The sequence below is a fragment of the Streptomyces sp. NPDC058000 genome (assembly GCF_042886435.1).
Taxonomy (GTDB): domain Bacteria; phylum Actinomycetota; class Actinomycetes; order Streptomycetales; family Streptomycetaceae; genus Streptomyces.
On the sequence record NZ_JBHVQS010000006.1, the window covers coordinates 147,550 to 172,526 of the forward strand.

Sequence of the window (24,977 nt, forward strand, 5' to 3'; positions counted from 1 at the left end):
GTGACGCCCAGTCAGTCCTACGAAGTCACCATCACCGGCGGCGGTCTCGGCGGCCTGACCGCGGCGCTGGCCCTGCGCCAGCGCGGTCTGCGGGTCACCGTCCTGGAACAGGCACCGCAGCTCGGCGAGGTCGGCGCCGGCATCCAGACCGCGCCCAACGCCAGCCGGATCCTGCTCGGGCTGGGCCTGCGCCGGCAGCTCGAAGCCATCCACACCGAACCGCTCGACCAGGTGCGGCGCCGTTGGCAGGACGGCAGCGTGGTGGCGCTCACCCCGCTCGGCCAGTCCTGCAAGGACCGGTTCAACGCCCCGTACTGGCACTACCACCGGGCCGATCTGCACCGGGTGATCATGGACGCATGTCTCGATCCGGCCGGTCCCGGCCCGGTGGTGGCGATCCACACCGCGAGTCGGGTCGTCGAACTGGACCGCACCCGGCCCGAGCGGCCGGTGGTGACAACCGACGACGGGCGGCGGTTCGCCGGCGACGTGCTGATCGGGGCCGACGGCGTCCGCTCGCGGGTGCGGGAGCTGATGGGCGCGCCCGACACCCTGCTGTTCTCCGGTGAGATGGCCTACCGGGCGCTCATCCCGGGCGAACTGATCGCCGCCGACCCGGCCACCCGCTGGCTGATGGACCGCTTCCAGAGCACCATCTGGTACGGGCCGGAGCGGCACCTCGTCCACTATCTGATCCGCGGTGGCGAGTACCTGAACGTGGTCGCCTGCGTGCCGTGCACCGACGAGGTCGTCGAGAGGTGGACGGCGGCCGCCTCCCCGCAGGACCTGGTGGACGCCTTCCCCGACTGGGACGACCGGGTACCCGCGATGCTCTCCAAGGCCAAGGAGAACGTCAGTTGCTTCGCGCTGTACCACCGGCGGCGGGATCCGGTCTGGACGGACGGGCATGTGGCGCTGCTCGGCGACGCCTGCCACGCCATGCTCCCCTACCAGGCGCAGGGGGCCTCGCAGGCGATGGAGGACGCCGCGGTGCTGGCGGAGGAGCTGGGGGCGGTGACCGTCCCGGGGGTGCCGGAGGCGCTGCGCCGGTACGTCGACCGGCGCGCCAAGCACGCCGGGATGGTGCAGGAGGCGTCCTTGCAGAACAAGACCTTCTACCACTTCCCCGACGGTCCGGAGCAGCGCGCCCGGGACGCCCGACTGCGCCGCTTCGACGGGGAGTCGGACCTGTCCTACGACTGGCTGTGGCGCGGCACCCCGCTCAACGACCCCGACCAGGTCGCGTTCTCCTACCCGTTCGCCCGCTGAGCCCCTTCGCGCGCCCGCCGGGTCCCCACCCCGGTGTCCCCGGGTCCCCACCCCGGTGTCCGCACGGGTGCGGGCATGCTGTCCGCGTCCGGTCCGTACACCCACCTGGAGCGAACGTGAAAACCGGCGATCAGATCGTCCAGGAACTCCCCTGGAAGTGGGGGGTCCAAGGCAGGATCTTCCTCATCGGTGGCCTCGGCTACCTCTTCGATGCGTATGACATCGCCCTCAACGGCTTCCTGATGCCGCTGCTGGGCGAGCACTTCCGGCTGGCACCGGCCGATCGCGGGCTGGTCGCCACCGCCAACCTGGTGGGGATGGCCGTGGGAGCGGTCGCCTGGGGCGCGGTGGCGGACCGGATCGGCCGGAAGCGGGCGTTCAGCGTCACCCTGTTGATCTTCGCGCTGTTCTCGGTGCTGGGCGCGCTCGCCCCGTCGTACCCGGTGTTCCTGGCGCTGCGGTTCGCGGCCGGGGTAGGGCTCGGCGGGTGCATCCCGGTGGACTACGCGCTGGTGGGCGAGTTCGCGCCGCGCAGGCACCGGGGGCGGGTGCTGACCGCGTTGGACGCCTGGTGGCCGATCGGAGTGACGCTGTGCGGGCTGGTCTCGACGGCACTGCTGCCGGCGGCGGACAACTGGCGCTGGATGCTCGCGGTGATGAGCCTGCCGGCGCTGCTGCTGTTCTGGGTGCGCCGGGGCGTGCCGGAGTCGCCGGTGCACCTCGCCAAGCAGGGCCGGGAGGCGGAGGCCCGGGTGGTCATCGACGCGCTGGTGGCCCGTACGGGGGCGACGCCCGAGCCGTACGCGATCCCGGCGCCGGTGGCCGTACCGGGGGCCCGTGGGCCGCGGGCGGTGGCCGAACAGCTCGGTCGGATCTGGGCGTTCAGCCCGCGGATCACCTCGGCCGCCTGGCTGCTGTTCGCCGCCGTGATGCTGGTGTACTACGCGGCGCTGAGCTGGCTGCCGTCGATCCTCAAGGACCAGGGGCTGGACGGTACCGCGGCGTTCATGGGCACCACGGTCATGAGCGGGGTGGGCATCGTCGGGGTGTTGGTGTCCACGGCGCTGGTGGAGGTGATCGGCCGCAAGTGGCTGATCGGGCTCTCGGCGCCGCTGGGCGCGCTGGCGCTGGTGGTGTTCGCGCTGGTGATGAAGGTGCCCACGGCGTCGGTGGCGGCCCTCGCGGTCTTCGGCTTCCTGATGCAGTTGGCGATCCCGGCGCTGTACGCCTATGTCGCCGAGCTGTACCCGACGCGGCTGCGGGCCAGTGGCTTCGGGTGGGCCTCCTCGGTCAGCCGGGTGCTCACCGGTTTCGCGCCGCTGGTGTTCGGCTCGGTGCTGTGGCCGGTGCTGGGGCTGCCGCTGACGTTCGGGGTGCTGGGGCTGGCGGTGTTGGCGGCGGTCGGCTGGATGGCGGTGGCGGCACCGGAGACCAAGGGGCGGGCACTGGACGACGAACCGGAAGCCGGCCACGCCCCGGGCGCCCACCGGGCCGCACCGGACGCCGACCACGGCACGGCGGGCCCGCCCGCCCCGTCCGGTACCGCCCTGACGACGACCCGCCGGCAACCCTCCTGACCACACTCCGCCGGGACCCGCCGGACGACACGAACAGGAACCCCATGAAACCCGCCCCCTTCCGCTACCACCGGGCCCGCGACGTCCACGGCACCACCGAGCTGCTGGCCGAACTGGGCGAGGACGCCAAGGTCATCGCCGGCGGCCAGAGCCTGGTCGCGATGATGAACTTCCGGCTGGCCCGGCCCGACCACCTCGTCGACATCGGCGCCCTGCGCGAACTCGACCACCTCGGCGTCGACCCCGACGGCGCCCTGCACATCGGGGCGCTGACCACGCATCACACCGTCGAGACCGCCGCCGACGAGGTGCTGGGCGCGGGGTTCGCGGTGCTGCGCCGGGCCATGGGGTGGATCGGCCACCTGCCGATCCGGACCCGCGGAACGGTCGGCGGCAGCCTCGCGCACGCCGACGCGACCGCCGAATGGTGTCTGCTCGCGGTCACCCTCGGCGCCCGGCTCGTCGCCACCGGACCCGGCGGAGCACGGCGCATCCCGGCCGGGGAGTTCTTCCTCGGCCCGTACACCAGCGTCCTGGCACCCGACGAGTTGCTGACCGAGGTCGTCTTCCCGCGGCCCGCTCCGCACGCCGCGCTCACCGAATTCGCCGTACGCAAAGGGGACTTCGCGCTGGTGTCGGCGGTGGTGGACCTCGACGTCGAGGGGGCCCGGGTGCGCGGTGGCCGGGTGGGGCTCGGCGGGGTGGCGCCGGTGCCGGTGCGGGTACCGGAGGCCGAGGCGGTACTAACCGACGGCGGCTCGTTCGCCGACTGTGCGGCCGCGGCCGCCGCGGCCGCCGACCCCCCGGACGATGCGGACGGCAGTGCGGCCTACCGCCGGCAGCTCATCCGGGCCCTGGTCGAGCGGGCGTGCGCGGAAGCGAGCGGAACGACGGAGCCGAGGGAGGCGGGGTCGCGATGAGGCACGTCGAGGACGGTGCACAGGGGGGCGAGGGAAAGCTGATCGGACGGTCCGTACCGCGTCGGGAGGACCCCCGGCTGCTGACCGGGCGCGGCCGGTTCGTCGACGACATCGCCCTGCCGGGCATGCTGCACGCGCAGTTCGTCCGCAGCACGGTCGCCCACGGCGAACTCACCGGGATCGATCTGAGCGGGGTGCGCGCGGTGCCGGGCGTGGTCGCCGCGTACACCGCGGACGATCTCGCGATGGGCGACATCACCGCCCAACTGGCGCGTTCGCCCGAGGAGTTCGTGCCCACGGCGATGCCGGTGCTGGCCCGGGACCGGGTGCGTTACGTCGGCGAGCCGGTGGCGATCGTGGTCGCCCGGGACGCCTACGCCGCCGAGGACGGGATCGAGGCGGCCCGGGTCCGCTACGCCGTCCGTCCGCCGGTGACCGGTGCGGCGGCGGCGCTGGCCGACGGCGCGCCGCTGCTGCACGCCGCGGCCGCGCGGAACACGCTGGTCGACGTGGAACTGTTCGCCACCGACGGCATCGACGAGGTCTTCGCCGCCGCCGACCGCGTCGTCCGGGTCGAGGCCCGCACCGGACGGCAGAACGCCCTGCCACTGGAGACCCGGGGCGCGGTGGCGCACTGGGACGACCGGGAGGAGCAGTTGGTCCTCCACACCTGTAGTCAAGTCCCGCACCAGGTACGGACGGTGGCGTCGCGGTGCCTGCGGCTGGATGAGCGGGCGGTGCGGGTGGTGGTGCCCGATATGGGCGGCGGCTTCGGGTTGAAGTGCGTGGTGGGGCGGGAGGAGATCGCGACGGCGGCGGCCGCGCTCCGGCTGCGCCGCCCGGTGAAGTGGATCGAGGACCGCAAGGACGCGCTCTCGGCGTCCTTCCTGGCCCGCGAGCAGCACTACGACGTACGGGCCGCCTTCGACGCGACGGGCCGGATCCTGGCGCTGGACGCGGACGTGGTGTGCGACACGGGCGCCTACTCCTGCTATCCGTTCACCGCCGGCATCGAACCGCTGATGGCCGCGGCGGAGATGCCGGGGGTCTACAAGGTGCCCGCCTACCGGGTGCGCGGCCGGGCCGTCGCCACCAACAAGGCACCGACCGCGCCGTACCGCGGGGTCAGCCGGCCGCAGTACGTGATGGTCGTGGAGCGGCTGTTCGAGCGCGCGGCCCGGGAGTTGGACCTCGACCCGGTGGAGATCCGCCGCCGCAACCTGATCACCGACTTCCCCTACACCGGGGTCAACGGCATCACCTACGACCCCGGTTCCTACCGGGAGTCGCTGGACCTGTGCGAGCGGACGCTGCGCGCCGAGGGCTGGTACGAGCGGCAGCGCACGGCCCGGGCCGAGGGCCGGCACCTGGGCATCGGCTACTCCTGCTTCAGCGAGCGCACCGGCTACGGCTCGGCCGCGTTCGCCCAGCGGAAGATGGCGGTCGTCCCCGGCTTCGACCTCTCCGAGGTGCGGATGGATCCCGGCGGGGCGGTGACCGTCACCACCGGCACGATGAGCCACGGGCAGAGCCACGAGACGACCATGGCGCAGATCGTCGCCGAACGGCTCGGCCTGGACCTGGACAAGGTGCGGCTCCACCAGGGCGACACCGACCGGATCGCCTACGGCTGGGGCACCTTCGCCAGCCGGTCCATCGTGGTCGGCGGCAGCGCCGTCCGGCTGGCCGCCGGGCGGCTCGGCGAGAAGCTGCGCGCCATCGCGGCGGCCCGCTGGGAGGTCCCCGTGGCGGAGACCGTCCTCGGCCACGGTGAGGTGCTGCGCCGGGACGCCCCAGGCACCGCGATCGGCTACCCCGAACTGGCGGAACTCGCCTACCTGCGCGTCGATCTGCTGCCCAAGGACATCGAACCGGGGCTCACCGCGACCGCCACCTTCGACGTCTTCAACGACGGGACGTTCTCCAACGCCACCCACGGCACCGTCGTCGAACTCCACGAGGACACCGGCCGGGTGGAGATCCTGCGCTACGTCTGCGTCGAGGACTGCGGAGTGGCCATCAACCCGCAGGTGGTGGCGGGCCAGTGCCGGGGCGGGATCGCCCAGGGCATCGCCGGGGCGCTGTTCGAGCAGGTCACCTACGACGCCCAGGGTGAGCCGTCGGCGACCAGCTTCATGGACTACAAGGTGCCCACCGCGCACGAGATCCCCGAGGTGGCGATCCACCATCTGGAGACGCCGTGCGCCTTCACCGAGACCGGCGCCAAGGGCACGGGCGAGGGCGGCACGATCGGCGCCCCCGCGGCCGTGCTCAACGCCGTCAACGACGCCCTGCGCGCCACCGGCGTGGAAGTGGACGACACCCCGATCACCCCCGAGACGGTGCACCGCGCGCTGCACCGCCGGCACTACGAGGAGAGCGCCCGATGACGACCCGCCCGCAGCCACCCGCCGCCGCTTCACCGGACGCCACCGCTCCTCCGGACTCCGCGCCGCTGGCGGAGCGGGAACTCCAGCTGATGGTGCTGGACGTGAACGGGGAGCGGCACGAGGTGATCACCGAACCGCGCCGCACGCTGGTGGACGTGCTCCGCCACGAACTGCGGCTGACCGGTACCCATGTCGGCTGCGAGCACGGCATCTGCGGCGCCTGCACGGTCCTGGTCGACGGGCGGCCGGTGCGGTCCTGTCTGATGTTCGCGGCCCAGGCGGAGGGGGCGCGGATCCGCACCGTCGAGGCGCTGTCGGCGGGAGCGCCGGACGCGCCGGACGGGGTCCGCGATCCCGCCGGCCAACTGAGCGATCTCCACCGCGCGTTCCGGGCCCACCACGCCCTCCAGTGCGGCTTCTGCACCCCGGGATTCCTGATGCTCGCCGAGGGGTTCCTCGCCGAGCGGCCGGACCCCGACAAGGAGGAGATCCGCGAGGTGGTGGCCGCCAACCTGTGCCGGTGCACCGGATATCAGCCCATCGTCGAGGCGATCGAGCACTGCGCCGCGGCCCGCCGCACCGAGCGGGCCGCCCGGTCGGACGCCAGGTCGGACGCCCGGAAGGAGAAGTGATGCAGCTCAGCAACACGGTGCCGGTAAAGGCACCGCCGGATGCGGTGTTCGCGCTGGTCAACGACGTGGAACGGGTGGCGTCCTGCATGCCGGGCGCGGTGCTCGACGGTCGGGACGGCGACGCCTGGCAGGGCCGGGTCCGGGTCAAGGTCGGGCCGGTCACGGCCGCGTACGCCGGCACCGTGCGGTTCCTGGAGACCGACGCCGAAGGCCGGCGGCTACGGGTGCAGGCCCGCGGGGCGGATGCCCACGGGAACGGTGACGCGGAGGCGGAGGTGACGCTGACCGTCGCCGAGGCGCCGGAGGGGGCGCGGCTGGAACTGGTCACGGATCTGGTGATCCGCGGCAAGCTGGCCCAGTTCGGGAAGGGCGCGATCGGAACCGTCTCGACGCGCATCCTGGAGCAGTTCGCCCGGAACCTGGGCGGGCTGCTGGAGGCGGAGCGGAACGGCGACGCCGCGCCGGCACCCACGTCTCCACAGACACCACATCCGTCAACTATCGGTGTGACACGCGAGATTGATGGGCTGTCAGTGCTGTTCGGTCCCGCCGTCGGGCCGGTGCTGGTCAAGTACGGGCCGCTGGCCGCGGCGTTCGCGGTCGGGGTGTGCGAGGGGTGGCTGCTGGGGCGGCTCGCCGGGATGCGGCGGGAGCTCAAGACGCTGCGGCGGGGGCACTCATGAGCCACTACGGAACGGCCACCGACCGTACCTATGAGCGGGCCGGGTTCGGCGCCCCGGTGCGCCGCGGACAGCGGCCCGCGCTCATCGTCGTCGATCTGACCCGGGGGTTCACCGAGGACCGCTTCCCGACCGGTGCCGATCTGAGCGGGGCCGTCGGGGCCACCGCCCGACTGATCGAGGCGGGCCGGCCCGCCGGCGTTCCGGTGGTGTTCACCGCGATCGCCTATGCGCCCGCCGAGGTGTCCGGTGGCCACATCTCCTGGCTGCGCAAGGCGCCGGGGCTGGGCGCGTTGTTGGAGGGCAGCGAGGCGGTCGCGGTCGATCCGCGGCTGCCGCGGCGGGAGACCGACCCGCTGGTGGTGAAGAAGGGCGCCTCGGCGTTCTTCGGCACCTCGTTGGCCGCCACTCTGACCGCGCTCGGCTGCAACACCGCGGTGGTGTGCGGCGCGACCACCAGCGGCTGCGTGCGGGCCACGGCGGTCGATGCGGTGCAGTCCGGCTTCCCGGTGCTGGTCCCGCGGGAGTGCGTCGGGGACCGGGCGGTGGGCCCGCACGATGCGGCCCTCTTCGACATCCAGGCCAAGTACGGCGATGTCATCGCGCTGGAGGACGCGGTCGGCTATCTGGGCGGGTTGGTGGGCGGTTGAACCGACCCGCCCACCAACCCGCCGCACCCTCCCTGCGCCGCCTCCCCTCCCGCCCTCCCCTCCCGTCCTCCGTCAGGAAGGTGTCCCCATGCCGCACTCCCCACGGTCCGCCCCGCCCTCCCGGTTCGTGCGGCAGTCCGCGCTCGCGGACCTGGCCGACGTGCCCGCCACCAGCCGATGGGTGCGCTCGGGGGTCACCCGGCTGCACGTGCTGGACTACGGCGGTGGCGGACCCGCGCTGGTCGTCCTGCCGGGCATCACCAGTCCGGCCGTCACCATGGACTTCGTCGCCCGCGAACTCACCGATCTGGTACGGCCGTTGGTGGTCGACGTTCGCGGGCGCGGACTGTCGGACGTCTGCGGTGACGGCCCGGAGGGCGGTGGTGACGACGCGCGTGGTTACGGACTGGAGGCGTACGCCGAGGACACCGAGGCGGTGATCGAGGGGCTCGGGTTGGCCCGGCCGCTGCTTTTCGGGCATTCCCTGGGCGCGCGGATCGCCGCGGTGGTCGCGGCGCGCGGCAAGGTGACGCTCGGCGGCAGCGTACTGGCCGATCCGCCGCTGAGCGGGCCGGGTCGCGGTCCGTACCCGACCGCGCTGGCGGCGTTCCTCGGGCAGTTGGCGGAGGCCGAACGCGGTACGGACGCCGACGAGGTGGCCCGGTCGTGGCCGCGGTGGCCGCGCCGCGAACAGGAGCTGCGGGCGCGGTGGCTGTCCAGTTGCGACCGGCGGGCGATCACCGCCACCCACCGCGGTTTCGAGACCGAGGACTTCTTCGACTGGTGGCCGGAGGTCACCGGCCCCACGGCGCTGTTGTACGGCGCGCAGAGCCCGGTGGTCACGGCGGCGGGGGCCGCGGAGGCGCGGGCGCTGCTGCCGTCGGCCACGGTGACGGCGGTCCCGGACGCGGGCCACATGATCTTCTGGGACAACCCGCCGGCCGCGCTGGACGCGCTGCGTGCGGCACTGCGTCCCATGCTGGCGTGAACATGATGACCATCCGCGGGGACCGGCCCGGCGCACCGTGATTGAGTTGCCCCATGGCTGACGAGACCACATCTTCCGCGCCCGGTTCCCCCGCGGCTCCCCGCACCGCCGATTCCGGGGTGGCGATTCCGCAGGCCCTGACGGCGGCGCCCGGCTATCAGGTGCGCCGGCTCTACCAGGCGTATCTGGCCGTGTGGGTGCGCGCGGTCGATCCGACGCTCACCGGGCCACAGTTCGCGGTGCTGACCGCGGTGGACGCGACGCCGGGGCGGGACCAGCGGTCGATGGCCACGGCGGTGGCGCTGGACACGTCCACGATGGCGGACGTGGCCCGGCGCCTGGAGAGCCGGGGCCTGATAGTCCGCCGCACCGACACCGCCGACGGTCGCCGCAAGCTGCTGTTCCTGACCGAGGAGGGCAAGCGCACGCTGCGCGCCGCTCACGACCGGGCCCGGCGGTTGGACGAGCGGCTGTTGGCGCCGTACGACGCCGGGCAGCGCGCCGACGTGATGCACCTGCTGACGTCCCTGGCCGACCACTGGGAGGGCCTGGCCGGGGACTTCTGACCGGCACCCGGCCCACCGCGCGGGTGCCTCATCCCGGTATGGCCGCGTACGTCCGCGTACGCCGTACGTCCTGAGGAGGACCCCGTGACGGACCGTCACATCGGCCTGATCGTGCCCAGTTCGAACCTGACCATGGAGACCGAGCTGCCGCGGATGCTGCGCGACCGGGAGGCCGTGCACCCCGAGGACCGCTTCGTCTTCCACAGCAGCCGGATGCGGATGCGGCACGTCACGCCCGAGCAACTGCGGGAGATGAACGCCCAGACGGAGCGGGCCGCGGCGGAACTCGCCGACGCCCGGCCCGATGTCGTCGCCTCCGCCTGCCTGGTCGCCATCATGGCGCAGGGGCCCGGCCATCACTGCACGGCCGAGGCGGAGATCGCCGGTGTGCTGCGCGCACAGGGTGCGGCGGCGCCGGTGGTCTCCAGTGCGGGCGCCCTGCTGGCGGGGATAGCGGCCCTGGGTGCCCGCCGGATCGCGGTGGTCACGCCGTACGTGAAGGAGCTGACGGCGCTGGTCACCGCGTACATCGAGGACGCCGGGGTGGAGGTGGTGGACGCGCTGAGCCTGGAGGTTCCGGACAATCTGGCGGTCGCCCGGCTCGATCCCGGTGCGCTGCTGGACCACTGGCGGCGGCTGGATCTGCGGCGGGCGGACGCCCTGGTGCTCTCGGCGTGCGTCCAGATGCCGTCGCTGGCCGCGATCCAGCCGGTCGAGGACGCGGCCGGGTTGCCGGTGCTGTCGGCGGCGACCGCGACCGCCTACCGCGTACTGGGCGAACTGGGCCTGGAGGCCCGCGTTCCGGGGGCCGGCCGGCTGCTGAGCGGCGCACTGGCCGGATAGCGGCGCGGGGCGCCGAGGTTGACCCGTCCACCGGTTCCGCTCGGCATCACGGGCGGCGCCGCCAACGCGCCCGGTGGGCTGGTCCGACCTTCCGCAGCGCAGGTATGAGGTGACAGCAGCAGTGCGTCGACGGGTCTTTCTCTCCCGGACGGCCGGCATGGCGGGCACGGCGGCGTTCGGGCTCGCCGGGTGCGGGTCCGGTGCGGCGTCCGGCGAAACCGTGCGGCTCACGGTGTTGGCGGCGCGCAGCCGGAGGACGTGGCTCCGTAGGGGTGCCGGTGCCCCGTTGTGCGCCTCTTCCGCCCCTCCTGGTTCCCTTCCGGGGGCGAGGTGCGACGATGGGGCCTGTCATGGATGCGGGGCACGTTCTCAGGGGACTGCGCGCCGCGGTGTTCGCGGCGGTCTGCGTGCTCCTGGCTGCACTCGGGCACGCGGTGATGTCGGATGCCGCGGTGCCCGGCTGGATGCTGCTCGCGGCCGGTGCTGCGACGGCGGCCGGTGCCTGGTGCCTGGCCGGACGTGAACGCGGTCCGGTGGCGGTGGGTCTGCTGACCGTCGGCGCCCAAGCCGCCCTGCACAGCGCGTTCTCCCTGGGACAGACGGTGGCCGGCGCCGGCCCGGACCGGGCGTCCCTCGCCCGCGCCTGGGCGAACACCTGGCTCTGCGGCGCCCAGGGACTGTCCCTCGCCGACATCGACGCGGCGCGGGCGCTGTCACCGATGGGCCAGATGAGCCAGATGGGCACGACTGGTTCGATGGGGTCCATGGGGTCCATGGGGTCCGTGGGGTCCATGGCTTCGATGGAGCCGTCGTCCGGCATGTCGCATATGGGCATGCACGGCAGCGCCGGCGGCATGCTCGCGGCGCACCTGCTGGTCGCACTGGTCAGCGCGTGGTGGCTGTGGGGCGGGGAGCGGGCGGCGTTCCGGCTCGTCCGGAGCGTGTCCGCCTGGCTGTTCGCGCCGCTGCTCCTGGTACTGCGGGTGGCGCTGCCCGCCTCCGGCCCGGTCCCGCGGCCCGCCCGGCAGGAGCCGCGGTGCGCGGTGCGGCAGTTGCTGCTGGCCCATGCGATGTCCTTGCGGGGTCCCCCGCGTGAACCGGCTGTCGTCTGACAGCACGGTCGAATTCCCGAGCCGGACCGACGGTAGGCGCAGGGGCTGTTGCCCCGTGCCCGGTGTCCCGGCTCCGACTTCACCGGTCGTCCGCGCCGTCGCGCGGTGACCGGATCACGCGAAGGACTCCAGAGGACTCCAGATGATGATTCCTGTCCGGATGCCGGTGGCGCCGCTGCCGGTGTCCGTTCCCCGTCAGTGGGAGAGCCCTGCCGGGCGCCCGGCGCTCCCCGGCCGCTCAGCCCGCCCGTCGTCCCGGCCGGAGGTGGGCGAGCAGCGCCTCTTCGGCCGCCGGGTCGCCGTCGGCCGGGGACGCGGTGGCGTGGCCGAGGGCCGCGGTCAGCGCTCGTGCGCCGGCCTCCCATTGACGGCAGTCGTGACAGCCCGCGAGGTGGTCGTCGAGACGGCGGGCGGTGAACCCCGGGGGCAGCGCCTCTCCGTCGAGGCGGGCGGAGAGTGCCGTACGGATGCGCGAGCAGAGCATGCCCCCATCCTCCCCGAATTGGTCCGGACCGGCGAGGGGCGGTTCCGGAATGCGTGACGACGAGACGGTGACGGGCTGGGCGCTGGCCGCCCGGGACGGCGACGAGCGGGCCGTGGAGCAGTTCGTCCGGGCCACCCAACTCGATGTGCGGCGCTATGTGACGCACCTCAGCGGGGAGGCCCAGGCCGCCGACGACCTGGTGCAGGACACCTATGTGCGGGCGCTGCGCAGCCTGCCGCGGTTCGAGGGCCGGTCGTCGGCGCGGACCTGGCTGCTGACGATCGCCCGGCGGGTGGTGGTGGACCGGATCCGCACCCATGCGGTCCGGCCGCGGCTGTCGGCGACCGACGACTGGCAGTCCGCCGCCGAGCGGGTCCAGCCGCGCGGGGTGCCGGGCTTCGAGGAGGGCATCGCGCTGGCCGAACTGTTGGCGGCGCTGTCCGCGCAGCGGCGGGAGGCGTTCGTGCTGACGCAGCAGTTGGGACTGTCGTACGCGGCGGCGGCCGGGGTGATGGGCTGTCCGGTGGGGACGGTGCGCTCGCGGGTGGCCCGCGCCCGGGAGACGCTGATCGCGCTGCTGGCGGAGGCGGAGGCGGAAGCGGGGACCGGGGGCGAGACCGGCGCCGGGTCCGTGGTGCGGGCCGACGGGGTCGGTCAGCACCGGACGGCGACCGCGGCCCCGCACGACGTACCGCACCGGAGACCGGGGCCGGGTGACCGGCAGCCGCGCCGGCTCGCCACCGCCCTGGCCTGACCGGCCGGACGCGGCAGGCCGACGGGGCCCACGGGCGGGCGGTGGTCCGCCCGTGGGCCCCGGTGACGGCGCGGTGCGCTCCGGTCCGCTACTGGCCGGGGCGTACCGCTCGGGCGTCAACGGTCAGCGGCGGGCTGTCGCGGAAGTGGAGGGTGAAGGTCAGGCGGTCACCGGGGGCGAGCCGGGGCGGCGGGCTGATCATGATGTCGAGGGTGGTCGGGGTCATGGTCAACGTGCCGCCGGCGGGGACGGTGGCGCCCTCGGCCATGGCCATGGACCGGGCGTTGCGGCCGATGGCGACGTCGCGGCTGAGCATCGTGCGGTGACCGGGCGGGCCGGTGACGGCGGTGAGGACGTCGTTCGCCGTCCCGGTGTTGCGGAGGGTGAAGAAAGCGGCGGTGGCGTCGTTCCCGGCGGGGATCAGTACCCGGCCGTCGGTGGCGCTGAGCCGGGCCGGGGTACCCGCGTTGCCGGTGGCGGTCCAGGCGGTGAGGGTGCCGAGGGTCGCCAGGCAGGTGAGGAGCGGCACGGCGCCGGCGAGGAGGCGTGAGCGGTTCATCGGAAACCTCCGAGGAAGCCCCCGCCTTCAGGCGGGGGAGGAATCGGACTCCTGCGGAGCAGGGCAACGGGCTGCGATTCGCCGCCAGGGCGGATCGCAGTGCTCTGACCCGCAGGTTTGATCTCAAGTCGTGGCCTCACTAGGTTGCGAGCGTGACGACGACGTGTGTGAAGCGGGCGTTCAAGTACCGCTTCTATCCGACCGATGCGCAGGCAGCCGAGCTGTCGCGCACGTTCGGCTGCGTCCGCAAGGTCTACAACCTGGCGCTGGCCGCTCGTACGGAGGCGTGGGCGGTGCGGCAGGAGCGGGTCGACTACAACGCCACCTCGGCGATGCTGACCGCGTGGAAGAAGACCGAGGAACTGGCGTTTCTGAACGATGTGTCGTCGGTGCCGTTGCAGCAGACGCTGCGGCACTTGCAGACCGCGTTCACGAACTTCTTCGGCAAGCGGGTCAAGTACCCGCGCTTCAAGTCGCGGAAGAGGTCGCGGAAGTCCGCCGAGTACACCACCAGCGGTTTCCGTTTCCGTGACGGCAGGCTGACGCTGGCGAAGATGAGCGAACCGCTCGACGTCGTGTGGTCCCGTCCGCTTCCCGAGGAGACAACCCCGTCCACGGTGACCGTGTCCCAGGATGCGGCCGGGCGCTGGTTCGTCTCGATGCTGTGCGACGACCCCACCGTGAAGCCACTCCCCGCCCTGGGCGCAGCAGTGGGAGTGGATGTGGGCCTGGACCACTTGTTGACCCTGTCCACCGGGGAGAAGATCGCCAATCCCCGGCACGAGCGCCGCGACCGTGCCCGGCTGGCGTTGGCCCAGCGCCGTCTGGCGAGGAAGGCCAAGGGTGACGGGGCCAACCGGGTCAAGGCCCGGCGCAAGGTCGCCAAGATCCACGCTCGGATCGCTGACCGTCGCCGTGACCACCTGCACAAGCTGACCACTCGTCTCGTTCGTGAAAACCAAACGATCGTGATCGAGGACCTGACCGTGCGCAACATGGTCAAGAACCGGAACCTGGCCCGCGCCATCTCGGATGCCGCGTGGTCGGAGTTCCGGAGCATGTTGGAGTACAAGGCCGCCTGGTACGGGCGGAACGTGGTCGCGGTGGACCGCTTCTTCCCCTCGTCCAAGCTGTGCTCCGTCTGTGGCACCTTGCAGGAGAAGATGCCGCTCAGCGTCCGCACCTGGGCGTGTGACGGCTGTGGCACGACCCACGACCGGGACGTGAACGCGGCGAAGAACCTGCTGGCCGCCGGACGGGCGGTGTCGGTCTGTGGAGCTGGTGTAAGACCTCAACGGAGTTCTCCGGGCGGGCAGTCGGCGACGAAGCAGAAAGGATCACGGCGCGAGCCGTGAGAATCCCTCCCTTCGGGGAGGGGAGCGTCAAGCGGATTCCCAAGTGCCCTGGCGGTGGGGCGGGTTGGTGCGGTCGCGGGTGTTGTGGCCGGGCGGCGGGCGGTGCGGGTGGCGGCCGGCGGCTGCCAGGCGCGGAGCCGCAGGCTGTTGCCGACGACGAGGAGGGAACTGGCGGACATGGCGGCCGCCGCGAGCATCGGGTTGAGCAGCCCGACGGCGGCGAGCGGCACGGTGACGAGGTTGTAGCCGAAGGCCCAGAGCAGGTTGACGCGGATGGTGCCGAGCGTGCGGCGGGCCAGCCGGACCGCATCGGGGATCGCCTGGAGGTCCTCGCGGACGAGGGTGACGTCGGCGGCGCCGATCGCCGCGTCGGTGCCGCTGCCCATGGCGATGCCGAGGTCGGCGAGCGCCAGGGCCGCCGCGTCGTTGACCCCGTCGCCGACGACCGCGACCCGACCGCCCTGTTCCTGAAGGGTCGTGACCAGCGCGGCCTTGTCGTGCGGGCGGGCCTGGGCGTGGACCTCGGTGATGGCGAGCTGCCCGGCGACGGCCCGGGCGGTGGCCGCGCGGTCCCCGGTGGCCAGCACCGGCCGCAGGCCCAGGCGACGCAGGTGGTCCACGGCCCGGTAGCCGTCGGGGCGCAGGGTGTCGCCGAGGGCGAAGACGGCTTCCGGAGTGCCGTCGACGGTCACCAGGACCGCTGTGCGGCCGGCGGATTCGGCGGCGCGGACCGCGTCCGGCAACGGCGCCGAGAGTCCGGTGAGGTCGTCGGGCGGCCGGACGACGGTCACCATCCGCCCCTCGGTCACGCCGCGGACGCCGAAGCCGGGCGTGGCGGTGAAGTCGCGGACGGCGGCGGCCGGTTCGAGCGGTGCGTCGGGCCGGTGGTCGCGGGCGTACGCGAGGAGGGCGCGGGCCACGGGGTGCTCGGAACCCTGCTCCACGGTGGCGGCGAGCCGCAGCACGTCGTCCGGGTCGCGGCCGTCCGTACGCGGTGTGAAGTCGCTGACGGCCATCCGTCCCGTGGTGAGGGTGCCGGTCTTGTCGAGGACGACGGTGTCGATGCGGCGCAGGCGTTCCAGCGCCCGCGGGCCGCTGACCAGGATCCCTAGCTGGGCGCCGCGGCCGGTGGCGGCCAGCAGCGCGGTCGGGGTCGCCAGGCCCAGGGCGCACGGGCAGGCTACGACGAGCACGGCGACCGCGGCGGTGACCGCGGCCTGCGGATCGGCGCCGGCACCGAGCCAGAACCCCAGGACGGTGACCGCGACGGTCAGGACGGCGGGGACGAAGACCGCGGCCACCGCGTCCGCGAGCCGCTGGGACCGGGTCTTGCCGGTCTGCGCGTCCTCGACGAGCCGGGTGATCCGGGCGAGTTGGGTGTCGCCGCCCACCGCGCCGGCCCGGACCTCCAGCAGACCACCGGAGTTGACCGCACCGCCGACCACCGCGGCGCCCGGACCGACCTCGACGGGATGGCTCTCGCCACTGATCAGGGAGAGGTCCAGGGCCGAACTGCCGGTGACGACGGTGCCGTCGGTGGCGACCCGTTCGCCGGGCCGGACCAGGAACCGGTCGCCGACCCGCAACCGGCCGATGGGGATGCGGCGTTCGGTGCCGTCCGGCTCGGGCACCGACACCTCCTTGGCCGCGAGTTCGGCCAGCGAGCGGAGCGCGGCACCGGTGCCGCGCCGGGCCCGGGCCTCCATCCGTCGGCCGGCCAGCACGAACAGCGGGACGCCGACGGCGGCTTCCAGGTAGAGGTGGGCGGTGCCGTCGCCGGCCGTGGGCAGCAGGCCGAACGGCATCGTCATGCCGGGCGTGCCGGCGCCGCCGAAGAACAGTGCGTAGGTGGACCAGCCGAACGACGCGGCGACACCGAGGGACACCAGGGTGTCCATGGTCGCGGCGCCGTGCCGGAGGCCGCGCAGCGCGCGGGCGTGGAAGGGGGCCGCGCCCCACACGGCGACGGGGGCGGCCAGCACGAAGCAGAGCCACTGCCAGTTGCGGAACTGCCAGCCGGGCACCATCGACAGGGCCAGCACGGGGAGGGAGAGCGCGGCGGTCAGCAGCAGCCGGCGGCGCTCGGCGCGGGTGTCGGCGTCCTCGGCGTCCCCGGTGCTCCCGGCGTCCTCGGTGTCCTCGGTGGCGGCGCGGCCGTCGCGGGCGGAGTGGCCGCGCCCGCGGTCATGGTGGGGGTCGTCACCGTGGGGGCCTTCGTCGTGACCGTTGCCGGCGGTGGGCTGGTGGGGGTCGTCCGGGTGGGGTGCGACCGGGGCGGTGGCGGGGAGGTGGGCGGTGAATCCGGCGGCTTCGACGGTGGCGATGAGGTCGTCGACGGAGACCGACGCGGGGTGGCTGATCCGGGCCCGTTCGGTGGCCAGGTTCACCGAGGCGGTGACGCCGTCCAGTCGGCCGAGCTTCCGCTCTACCCGACCCACGCAGGCGGCGCAGGTCATGCCGCCGACGGCGAGGGTGGTGGTCCGGCCGGGGTCCGCCGCCGGGGTCGGGGCGGCGGCCGGCGTCGGGGCGGGACCATCGGCCGTGCAGGGACGGGGCGCCTGGTGGTGCCGCGTCATCGCCGTGCTCCCCGCGCCGCGAGGACGGGTGCGGGGTGGGCCGCGGCCGTGCTGACCGTGGTCGCCGGCACGGCCCGCGCGGCTCCCCGGGCGCTCATGCCCGCCATCCCGGGCATCCCGCCGGAGTCTCCGCCGCCGGGCGCATCGGGGTTCCCGGTGCGTGGGCGGTCGGCGGGATGCAGTCCGGGGGCGACCGGTCCGACGGCGCCGCCCACCGCGTACGAGAGGCCGAACAGCAGCGCCAGGAGCGCGACGAAGCCGAGGACCGAGCGGGCCGGCAGCAGCAGCCGGAGCGGGCGGAGGGGAGCCGAAGGCCCGGGGCGCCGGGCGCGGTCGGGTGGCGAAGCGGAGATCACGGGGGTGGTCATCGCGTCATCGTGGCAGGTGGGCACGGGGGTCAACGGACGATCGGGGGCCGTTCGGGGCGTGAGGTTTGTCCTGTCCGCCCGACGGAACTCGGCGTCGTTCCGGGCCGACTAACTGGGTTTGCCCGCCGCCCACTTCGACGTGCCGCGGCCCCCGCGCACGGGAAATTCCCCGCTTCGCCGGGAACTGGGGCCGCCTTCCGCCCGACCTCTCGGACACCACCGTGCCGGACCGGTGCGGTGTGTCTGCGGTATATGGAGGTGAGGACGGGGTGATGCCGCGGGACCTGGCAGGAGCACCGGAGGAGCGGTGGGGCTGGTGGCCGTCGCCGGGATCCGCTCGTTCCTGGCCATGTTCGATATGAGCGTGGTGGCGGTGGCGGTGTCGGGCATCGCGAGTCCGCACCATTTTCCTGGGCGCATGGGCCTTCTCCCCCGCCACTGTGCCGCTCCGGCCGGTCGGCCGGGCTCGCGGGCCGCCCTCGTGGCCCGGCACAGCCAGTCGGGCGGACAGCGCATCCGGTTCCCGGGATCCGCACAGGTCGTCCCGCGGGTCACCGCCGGATGCCGCTCAGGGTCCCTCGCCGCTCCCTTGGGGGCCGTAGAGGTCGAGGAGGCGGGTGCGGGTGCCGTGCAGGCGTTCGGCGACGGTTTCGGCGACGTAGCGGTAGACCGCGCGGCCCAGGAGGGGGTCCTCCTCGCACAGGGCGCGGACGGCGACGGCGTCGAATTCGTGGGCCTCTACGGGGCCGACGGTCTCCGCGCCGAGGTGCCAGATGTAGGGCGGGAACAGCCAGGACCAGCCGAGGAGTTCGTCCCGGCCGAGGGTTTCGACGATCGCCGCCCGGCGGCCGGGGACCCGCTGGTCGAGCGCGACCCGACCGGAGCGGATGATCCAGAACCGGTCGGCCCGGCGGCCCTCCTCGAAGAGGCGGGTGGCGCGGGGCAGCGCCACCTCGTGGGCGACTTCGGTCAGTCGACGGCGCCGGTCGGGGGGCATCGCATCGAACAGGTGCTTGGCCTTGGTCATGGCATCCTCCATCCACCGCTCTCCGGTGCCTCGCACGATATGCGGCGGATTGCCGGGATTCCGGGAATGGACGGTCCGCCGGCCCGTGGACGGGGCGAGGTCAGGCCATCTGCCGGCGTACCAGGTCGTGCAGTCGGCCGCCGGTGTCGGCGAGGAGTTCGGCCGGGGCGCCCTGTTCGACGATCCGGCCGTCGGCCATGACGAGGACCCGGTCGGCGTCCAGCACCGTGGTGAGGCGGTGCGCGATGACCACCCGGCTGGCGCTGAGCGCGCGGGTGCTGTCGATGACGATCCGCTGGGTCTCGTTGTCCAGGGCGCTGGTGGCCTCGTCGAAGAAGAGGATGCGGGGGCGGCGGACCAGCGCCTGGGCGATCATCAGCCGCTGCCGCTGACCGCCGGAGATGGCGCCACCGCCGGCGATCATGGTGTGCAGGCCCATCGGCATCCGCTTGATGTCCTCGGCCAGCCCGGCCATCTCGGCCGCCGCCCAGACCTCTTCCTGGGTGAACGCCTCGGCACCGCAGATGCAGTCGAGGATCGAGCCGGTGAGCGGCTGGGCGTTCTGGAGGACCACCCCGCACTGGCGGCGGACGGCCGCCTGGTCGAGCGCGCCGAGGTCCTGGCCGTCGTAGAGGACGCTGCCGGACGACGGCCGGTCGAAGCCGATGAGCAGGCGGAGCAGGGTCGATTTGCCGCAGCCGCTCGGGCCGACGATCGCCACGAACTCGCCGGGCCGCACCTGGAGGGAGACGTCGTCGAGGACGAGCGGACCGTCCTCGCTGTAGCGGAAGGAGAGTTTGCGGGCCTCGATGGCACCGGAGAGCACACCGGGCTGGGAGCTGCCGCCGCGGACCTCCGGGGCCTCGTCGAGGACCGGTTTGATCTGCTCGAACAGCGGCAGCGCCGCGGCGGCCGAGAGGAGCGCGCCGGTGACCTGGGTGACCGAGGTGAGCAGCATGGTCACCGAGGTGTTGAAGGTCAGGAAGGCGCCGGCGGACAGCGTGCCGCGGGCCGGGCCGGCCAGCAGCACGAAGAACGCGAGGGAGCAGAGCGGGAGGTAGACGGCGTTGAGGACGGTGGTGAGGTTCTTGACCCGGCCGGCCTTCTGCTGGAGCTCCCGGGAACGGGCGAACTCCCGGGCCCAGGCCGCGTACGCGAAGGACTCCGCCGCGGCGACCCGCAGCTTGGGCAGCCCGCGCAGGGTCTGGAACGCCTGGTTGTTGAGCTTGTTGCCGAGTGTGATCAGCCGGCGCTGCCAGCGCAGTTCCCACAGTCCCAGGACGAGGAACACCGCGCCGATGACGAGCAGCATGGCGACCGCGGCGAGGGCCAGGGGGACGCTGTAGAGGAGCAGCAGTACGAGGTTGACCGCACCGACCGTGGTGGCCTGCACGGCGATCGGGCCGACGCCGGCCAGCACCCGCCGGATGGCGCTGATGCCCATGGCGGCACTGGCCAGTTCGCCGGTGGAACGGGCGGCGAAGAACTTGGTCGGCAGGCGCAGCAGCCGGTCCCAGACGGCGGGTTGGAGGATGCTCTCGATCCGGCCCTCGACGCGCAGCACGGTGAGGTTCTGGAGGAGGGTGAAGGCGGCCGCGACGACGCCGGAGATGATGACGGCGACCGCGACCTGAACGATCAGGCCCCGCTCGGCGGCCGGTACGTAGACGCCGAGGACCCGGCCGGTGGCGAGCGGGACGAGGGCGCCGAGGGCGACCGTCACCAGTCCGCTGAGGGCGAGGTTGCGCAGGTCCGTGCGGGTGCCGCGGATGCTGAAGCGCATCAGCCGCCACAGCGTGAGCCGGCCGTCCGGCAGCGGCCGGTAGAACATCACCGCCTGAGGTACGAACTCGTCGGCGTTGTCCTTGCCGATCCGGATCCGCAGCCCGGAGGTCGGGTTGACCGCCTCGTACCGGCCGCGCCGCCACAGCAGTGCCACCGGGGCGCCGGACTTGGCGCGGTGTCCCACCAGGGGACCGGCGTCGGAGCGCCACCAGCTGCCGTCGAGGCGGACCGCGCGGGTGCGGATCCGGGAGGCGAGGGCTATCCGTTCGACCGGGCTGATCCGGTCGCCGGCCGCGGCGCCCTTGGGGGGCTCGGTGAGCGGGATCCCGGCGACCTCGGCGACCTTCTGGCAGACCGCGAAGGTGAGGTCGTCGCCGGCCCGGTCGCGGCCCGCGCCCGCGCGCCCGGAGCGGTCCTTGCCGATGGAGGCCAGCAGCGCCTGGTCGGCGCGTTCCCGGACGGCTTCGCCGGCCTTGATGCCGGCCGCCGTGCGGTCCTCGTGGGCGCGTTCGAGCTGCTCGATCCAGCGGTCCACGGCGGACAGCAGCCGGAACTGCTGGTTGACCATCCGCTGCCACAGCGCCCCGTCGACGAGCAGGTCGGCGGCGGCCTCGGCACTGTAGGAGGCGCCGTACTGGACGCTGCCGGGCGGCACCGGCATCCACAGGACGTCGTCGTCGGCGACCGCCTCGTCGGTGGGCCGGCCGTCCAGCGGCGCCTCGAACAGCACGCCCAGCCCGCGGGCGGTGCCGAGCGCGAAGGCGTGCTCCAGGGGGGTGGCCGCCGGTGCGCCGTAGGCATCGTGGGCATCGGCATACCCGTAGGCATCGGGGTGCGCGCCCTGGTCGCCGTAGCCGCCGTGTTCGGGGCGGGGCAGTTCGCGCAGCGCGATCCGGCGCAGTCCGCAGTGCTGGGACGGGCGGCCGACGAGGGTGTGTTGGGGGCCTTGGACGGGACCGAGCAGCAGGGTGCCGGCTTCGAGGCGGCCGAGGAAGTGCCAGTGGCCCTCCTGGGTGGCGTCGACCGCGAACAGGTCGAGGGTGCCGCCGGTGACCAGCCACAGGACGTGCGGGCCTTCGAGGGGGACGTTGCGCTGTCCGGCGCAGTCGACGGGGGCGCCGAGGCCGCCCAGGGCGTGCGTGACCGCGTCGGCCGCGCCGGGTCCTGCGGTCGGTGCGGTGGCTGGTGCGGTGACCGGTGCGGTGGCCGGCTCCGTGCCGGGTCCCGCTTCCGGGGACGGGTGTACGGATGCCACGTCAGTGCTCCTTGACCAGCTCGGCGTAGGCGCCGCCGGCGGCGACCAGTTCCGCGTGCCGGCCGCGTTCGACGACCGCACCGTGGTCGAGGACCACGATCTCGTCGCTGTCGCGGACGGTGCTCAGCCGGTGGGCGATGATGACGCAGGCGCAGCCGCGGCGCCGCAGGTTGTCCATGATGACCGCCTCGGTCCCGGCGTCCAGCGCGCTGGTGACCTCGTCGAGGACGAGGATGCTGGGGCGGCGGACCAGCGCCCGGGCGATCTCCAGGCGCTGCCGCTGGCCTCCGGAGAAGTTACGGCCGTCCTGCTCGACGCGGCTGTGGATGCCGTCGGGGCGGCGGGCGATGACGTCGTCGTAGAGGGCGGCGTCCTGGAGGGCGGCGATCACCGCGTCGTCCGGGATGGAGGGGTCCCACAGCGCGACGTTGTCCCGGACGGTGCCCTCGAAGAGGAAGACGTCCTGGTCTACGAAGGAGACCGAGGCGGCCAGCGCGCTGCGCGGAATCTCCTCCAGGCGCTGCCCGTCGATCCGGATGGCGCCCTCCCACGGGGTGTAGAGGCCGGAGATCAGTCGGGAGACGGTGGATTTGCCGCTGCCCGAGCCGCCGACCAGGGCGACCTGCTGGCCGGGGCCGACGGCCAGGGAGAAGCCGGTCAGCAGCGGGGCGTCGAGCGGGCTGTAGCCGAAGGTGATGTCGTCGAGGGTGACGTGGCCCTTGAGGCGGCGGGTGCCGGCGTCCGCGTCCGGGCGGGAGTAGTGCGAGTCGGCGGGGAAGCTCTCGACGTCCTTGAGGCGGGCGACATCGGCGGCGAAGTCCTGGATCCGGCCGGCGACGCCGTTGAGGCGGGTGACCGGCGCGGTGAAGCGGGTCACCAGCGCCTGGAAGGCGACCAGCAGGCCGATGGAGAGGTGGCCTTCGACGGCGCGCAGCCCGCCGATCCAGAGGATCAGTGCGCTGTTGAGGGTGGCGAGGGTGGGGGCGACGACCGCCAGCCAGGCGCTGGGGACGCCGAGCCGCTGCTGCTCCTCCAGGGTGGCGGCGTGCTGCCCGGCCCAGCGGCGGAAGTAGCCGTTCTCGCCGCCGGTGGCCTTCATGGTCTCGATGAGCTGGAGGCCGGTGTAGGAGGTGTTGGTGAGGCGGGCGGTGTCGGCGCGCAGCTTCTGGGTGTGGGTGGCGCGCAGCCGGACCACGATCCGCATGGCGACGACGTTGAGCAGGGCGATCAGGACGCCGATGACGGTGAGTTGGGGGTCGTAGGTCCACAGCAGCACGGCGTAGAGGACGACGACCACGCCGTCCACGGCGGCCGCGGCCAGGTCGCGGGCGAGGGTTTCGGCGACCGCGTCGTTGGACTGGAGGCGCTGGACGAGGTCGGCGGGCGCGCGCTGGGCGAAGAAGGTGACCGGTAGCCGCAGCAGGTGGCGCAGGAAGCGGGCGCTGCTGAGGGTGGAGGAGATGATCCGGCCGCGGAGCAGGTTGGCCTGCTGGAGGCCGGTCAGGACGACGGTGAGCGCCACCATCGCGGCCATCGCGGCGAACAGCGGCCCCAGCAGCGAGGTCTGGTTGCCGATCAGGAACATGTCGATGTAGGTGCGGCTGAGCGCGGGCAGCGCGGCGCCGACGCCGACCAGCAGCAGGCTGGCGAGCAGGGCGGCCAGCAGGGTGCCGGTGGTGCCGCGCAGCCGGGCCGGCAGGGCGCTGAGCACGCTGGGCCGGCGACCGCCCTTGCGGAACGACTCGGTCGGTTCGAAGACCAGGACCACGCCGGTGAAGCTGGTGTCGAAGTCCTCCACGGGCACGAAACGGCGGCCCTTGTCGGGGTCGTTGACGTGGACGCCACGACGGCCGAGGCGTCGGCCCGCGCCGTCGTAGACGACGTAGTGGTTGAACTCCCAGAAGAGGATGGCCGGTGCCTGGACCTCGGCGAGGGCGGCCGGTTCCATCTGCATGCCCTTGGCCGCCAGGCCGTAACTGCGGGCGGCCTTGAGGAGGTTGCTGGCGCGGGAGCCGTCGCGGGAGACGCCGCAGGCGATCCGCAGTTCCTCCAGCGGGACGTGCCGTCCGTAGTGGGCGAGCACCATCGCCAGGGAGGCGGCACCGCACTCGACCGCCTCCATCTGGAGCACGGTGGGGGTGCGCACGGACTTCTTCGCCTTGGCGGCGGGGGCCGGCGGCCGGCGACGGCGGGCGGGCGGGGCGCCCTCGGGGCGGTGCCGGCCGCGGCCGGCGGGGGGCAGGTGCTGCGGGGGCGCCGCGGCGGCGTCGGGGGCGGTCACGAGAGCAGCCAATCGATCGGGTGCTGCGCGGCCAGGTGGACGGCGGCGGTGGCCTGGGTCATCGAGTCGAGGGCGAACGGCGGGCCGTCGGAGGTGGACCAGGCGTAACCGGAGGCGGTGGGTGCGGTGTCCAGCCGGACCAGGACGGCGACCGGCTGGCCGGCGCGGGAGAACTGTTCGCCGAGTTGGGTGCTACCGAGGAACGCGGAGATCCGCTGGCGGCTCTCGGTGGTTCGGCCCACGGCCGCGACGTGGCCGCGCAGCACGCCGAACCGCTGGGTGGGTGCGGAGGCGACGGTGAGGTCGACGGCGGCGCCGGCGGGGAGGGTGGCGGCGCTCTCGGCCGGGACGTAGAGGGTGGCCGTCAGCGGGTCGCGGCTGCCGGTGGTCTTCTCCACGGCGGCGAGGTCGGCGCCGGTGGTGACGACCGCGCCGATGGTGGCGACCAGGCTGGTCAGCCGGCCGGCGGCCAGCGCGCGGACGACGGTGGTGGTGCCCTGTGCGGTGCGTATCCGCACCAGTGGGGCGTCGGCGGCGACCGGCTTGCCCTCCTCGGCGAGGACCGCGGTCACCTGGCCGGCGACCGGGCTCTGCAGGACGTAGCTGCCGTGGCCGTGGGTGAGGATGCCGGGGGCGGTGAGGGTGGAGGAGACGGTGCCGGTGATCGCCCAGACGGTTGCGGCGATCATGACGAGGACGGTGGCGGTCAGCACCAGCCAGCCCTGCGGGCGGGCGAAGCGCACCGGCAGGTCGAGTTCCTCGGGCGATTGCAGCTTGGAAAGGGCCTGTTGGCGGAACTGCACGACACTCTTCCCTCAACTGCTGCGGATGGTACGGGAGTACGAGGGTACGGGAGTACGCCACCGGCGCGGAGCTCCGGCGGCGGACAGCCGGGTGCCCCGGACC

21 protein-coding genes are annotated in these 24,977 nt (G+C 73.6%); 13 read left to right on the forward strand and 8 right to left on the reverse strand.

From position 1 onward, the window contains the following. The 11 genes from ACFVT2_RS09290 to ACFVT2_RS09340 all read left to right on the forward strand — a co-directional run bounded on the left by ACFVT2_RS09290 (position 1) and on the right by ACFVT2_RS09340 (position 11,627). Positions 1-1,269, forward strand: a complete 1,269-nt coding sequence (locus tag ACFVT2_RS09290; RefSeq protein WP_390014173.1) for an FAD-dependent monooxygenase — start codon at positions 1-3, stop codon at positions 1,267-1,269. 116 nt (positions 1,270-1,385) lie between these two features. Continuing rightward, positions 1,386-2,846 (forward strand): MFS transporter, encoded by a 1,461-nt coding sequence (locus tag ACFVT2_RS09295; protein WP_390014175.1) that lies wholly within the window; start codon positions 1,386-1,388, stop codon positions 2,844-2,846. Between the two features lie 44 nt (positions 2,847-2,890). Then, positions 2,891-3,766 carry an FAD binding domain-containing protein gene (locus ACFVT2_RS09300; RefSeq protein WP_390014177.1) on the forward strand — a complete coding sequence of 292 codons (876 nt, stop codon included), beginning with the start codon at positions 2,891-2,893 and terminating at the stop codon, positions 3,764-3,766. Then, positions 3,763-6,156: a xanthine dehydrogenase family protein molybdopterin-binding subunit gene (locus ACFVT2_RS09305; protein WP_390014179.1), complete on the forward strand. Its 2,394-nt coding sequence runs from the start codon at positions 3,763-3,765 to the stop codon at positions 6,154-6,156. Before ACFVT2_RS09300 ends, ACFVT2_RS09305 begins: the two co-directional genes overlap by 4 nt. Continuing rightward, the gene (locus tag ACFVT2_RS09310; protein ID WP_390014181.1) at positions 6,153-6,788 is read left to right on the forward strand and encodes a (2Fe-2S)-binding protein; all 636 of its coding nucleotides are present in this window, start codon (positions 6,153-6,155) and stop codon (positions 6,786-6,788) included. Before ACFVT2_RS09305 ends, ACFVT2_RS09310 begins: the two co-directional genes overlap by 4 nt. Then, positions 6,788-7,471, forward strand: coding sequence for an SRPBCC family protein (locus tag ACFVT2_RS09315; protein ID WP_390014183.1), 684 nt, complete (start codon positions 6,788-6,790; stop codon positions 7,469-7,471). Before ACFVT2_RS09310 ends, ACFVT2_RS09315 begins: the two co-directional genes overlap by 1 nt. Beyond that, the gene (locus tag ACFVT2_RS09320; RefSeq protein ID WP_390014186.1) at positions 7,468-8,118 is read left to right on the forward strand and encodes an isochorismatase family protein; all 651 of its coding nucleotides are present in this window, start codon (positions 7,468-7,470) and stop codon (positions 8,116-8,118) included. Before ACFVT2_RS09315 ends, ACFVT2_RS09320 begins: the two co-directional genes overlap by 4 nt. Before the next feature lie 88 nt (positions 8,119-8,206). Then, positions 8,207-9,106: an alpha/beta fold hydrolase gene (locus ACFVT2_RS09325; RefSeq protein WP_390014188.1), complete on the forward strand. Its 900-nt coding sequence runs from the start codon at positions 8,207-8,209 to the stop codon at positions 9,104-9,106. Between the two features lie 53 nt (positions 9,107-9,159). Then, a complete protein-coding gene (locus ACFVT2_RS09330) occupies positions 9,160-9,672 on the forward strand; it encodes a MarR family winged helix-turn-helix transcriptional regulator (RefSeq protein WP_390014191.1) in 513 nt (170 codons plus the stop codon). An 84-nt stretch (positions 9,673-9,756) separates the two neighbouring features. Further along, positions 9,757-10,515, forward strand: coding sequence for an Asp/Glu racemase (locus tag ACFVT2_RS09335; RefSeq protein ID WP_390014193.1), 759 nt, complete (start codon positions 9,757-9,759; stop codon positions 10,513-10,515). Positions 10,516-10,865: 350 nt separating this feature from the next. Beyond that, entirely contained in the window at positions 10,866-11,627 is a 762-nt protein-coding gene (locus tag ACFVT2_RS09340; protein ID WP_390014196.1) for a PE-PGRS family protein, read from the forward strand. A 238-nt stretch (positions 11,628-11,865) separates the two neighbouring features. On the opposite strand, the gene ACFVT2_RS09345 is transcribed toward ACFVT2_RS09340, so the two are convergent. Continuing rightward, entirely contained in the window at positions 11,866-12,111 is a 246-nt protein-coding gene (locus tag ACFVT2_RS09345) for a zf-HC2 domain-containing protein (protein ID WP_390014198.1), read from the reverse strand. Between the two features lie 49 nt (positions 12,112-12,160). Here ACFVT2_RS09345 and ACFVT2_RS09350 point away from each other — a divergent pair, with 49 nt between their 5' ends. Beyond that, positions 12,161-12,865: a sigma-70 family RNA polymerase sigma factor gene (locus ACFVT2_RS09350; protein ID WP_390014200.1), complete on the forward strand. Its 705-nt coding sequence runs from the start codon at positions 12,161-12,163 to the stop codon at positions 12,863-12,865. Positions 12,866-12,953: 88 nt separating this feature from the next. On the opposite strand, the gene ACFVT2_RS09355 is transcribed toward ACFVT2_RS09350, so the two are convergent. Beyond that, positions 12,954-13,424 (reverse strand): copper chaperone PCu(A)C, encoded by a 471-nt coding sequence (locus tag ACFVT2_RS09355; protein WP_390014203.1) that lies wholly within the window; start codon positions 13,422-13,424, stop codon positions 12,954-12,956. 152 nt (positions 13,425-13,576) lie between these two features. Between ACFVT2_RS09355 and ACFVT2_RS09360 the strand changes: the two genes are divergently transcribed. Next, positions 13,577-14,779 carry an RNA-guided endonuclease InsQ/TnpB family protein gene (locus ACFVT2_RS09360; protein WP_390014206.1) on the forward strand — a complete coding sequence of 401 codons (1,203 nt, stop codon included), beginning with the start codon at positions 13,577-13,579 and terminating at the stop codon, positions 14,777-14,779. Here ACFVT2_RS09360 and ACFVT2_RS09365 read toward each other — a convergent pair. From ACFVT2_RS09365 to ACFVT2_RS09390, 6 genes are all read right to left on the reverse strand, one after another. Beyond that, positions 14,716-17,235, reverse strand: coding sequence for a heavy metal translocating P-type ATPase (locus ACFVT2_RS09365; protein WP_390014487.1), 2,520 nt, complete (start codon positions 17,233-17,235; stop codon positions 14,716-14,718). The two genes, ACFVT2_RS09360 and ACFVT2_RS09365, sit on opposite strands and share 64 nt — an antisense overlap. Positions 17,236-17,351: 116 nt before the next feature. After that, positions 17,352-17,723, reverse strand: coding sequence for a hypothetical protein (locus tag ACFVT2_RS09370; RefSeq protein ID WP_390014209.1), 372 nt, complete (start codon positions 17,721-17,723; stop codon positions 17,352-17,354). Positions 17,724-18,291: 568 nt separating this feature from the next. Further along, positions 18,292-18,750, reverse strand: coding sequence for a cyclic nucleotide-binding domain-containing protein (locus tag ACFVT2_RS09375; RefSeq protein WP_390014212.1), 459 nt, complete (start codon positions 18,748-18,750; stop codon positions 18,292-18,294). 100 nt (positions 18,751-18,850) lie between these two features. After that, positions 18,851-21,790 (reverse strand): NHLP bacteriocin export ABC transporter permease/ATPase subunit, encoded by a 2,940-nt coding sequence (locus ACFVT2_RS09380; protein ID WP_390014214.1) that lies wholly within the window; start codon positions 21,788-21,790, stop codon positions 18,851-18,853. 1 nt (position 21,791) lies between these two features. Beyond that, positions 21,792-24,071, reverse strand: a complete 2,280-nt coding sequence (locus ACFVT2_RS09385) for an NHLP family bacteriocin export ABC transporter peptidase/permease/ATPase subunit (protein WP_390014217.1) — start codon at positions 24,069-24,071, stop codon at positions 21,792-21,794. Further along, positions 24,068-24,874 carry an HlyD family efflux transporter periplasmic adaptor subunit gene (locus ACFVT2_RS09390; RefSeq protein WP_390014220.1) on the reverse strand — a complete coding sequence of 269 codons (807 nt, stop codon included), beginning with the start codon at positions 24,872-24,874 and terminating at the stop codon, positions 24,068-24,070. The genes ACFVT2_RS09385 and ACFVT2_RS09390 overlap by 4 nt, the downstream gene beginning before the upstream one ends. Positions 24,875-24,977 lie beyond the last annotated feature (103 nt).

Excerpts from the sequence above, each read along its gene's own strand:
- ACFVT2_RS09320 (WP_390014186.1), top strand. The coding sequence starts at position 7,468 with ATGAGCCACTACGGAACGGCCACCGACCGTACCTATGAGCGGGCCGGG.
- ACFVT2_RS09325 (WP_390014188.1), top strand. The coding sequence starts at position 8,207 with ATGCCGCACTCCCCACGGTCCGCCCCGCCCTCCCGGTTCGTGCGGCAG.
- ACFVT2_RS09340 (WP_390014196.1), top strand. The coding sequence starts at position 10,866 with ATGGATGCGGGGCACGTTCTCAGGGGACTGCGCGCCGCGGTGTTCGCG.
- ACFVT2_RS09315 (WP_390014183.1), top strand. The coding sequence starts at position 6,788 with ATGCAGCTCAGCAACACGGTGCCGGTAAAGGCACCGCCGGATGCGGTG.
- ACFVT2_RS09345 (WP_390014198.1), bottom strand. The coding sequence starts at position 12,111 with ATGCTCTGCTCGCGCATCCGTACGGCACTCTCCGCCCGCCTCGACGGA.
- ACFVT2_RS09355 (WP_390014203.1), bottom strand. The coding sequence starts at position 13,424 with ATGAACCGCTCACGCCTCCTCGCCGGCGCCGTGCCGCTCCTCACCTGC.
- ACFVT2_RS09330 (WP_390014191.1), top strand. The coding sequence starts at position 9,160 with ATGGCTGACGAGACCACATCTTCCGCGCCCGGTTCCCCCGCGGCTCCC.
- ACFVT2_RS09310 (WP_390014181.1), top strand. The coding sequence starts at position 6,153 with ATGACGACCCGCCCGCAGCCACCCGCCGCCGCTTCACCGGACGCCACC.
- ACFVT2_RS09300 (WP_390014177.1), top strand. The coding sequence starts at position 2,891 with ATGAAACCCGCCCCCTTCCGCTACCACCGGGCCCGCGACGTCCACGGC.
- ACFVT2_RS09370 (WP_390014209.1), bottom strand. The coding sequence starts at position 17,723 with ATGACCACCCCCGTGATCTCCGCTTCGCCACCCGACCGCGCCCGGCGC.
- ACFVT2_RS09350 (WP_390014200.1), top strand. The coding sequence starts at position 12,161 with ATGCGTGACGACGAGACGGTGACGGGCTGGGCGCTGGCCGCCCGGGAC.
- ACFVT2_RS09375 (WP_390014212.1), bottom strand. The coding sequence starts at position 18,750 with ATGACCAAGGCCAAGCACCTGTTCGATGCGATGCCCCCCGACCGGCGC.
- ACFVT2_RS09365 (WP_390014487.1), bottom strand. The coding sequence starts at position 17,235 with ATGACCTGCGCCGCCTGCGTGGGTCGGGTAGAGCGGAAGCTCGGCCGA.
- ACFVT2_RS09305 (WP_390014179.1), top strand. The coding sequence starts at position 3,763 with ATGAGGCACGTCGAGGACGGTGCACAGGGGGGCGAGGGAAAGCTGATC.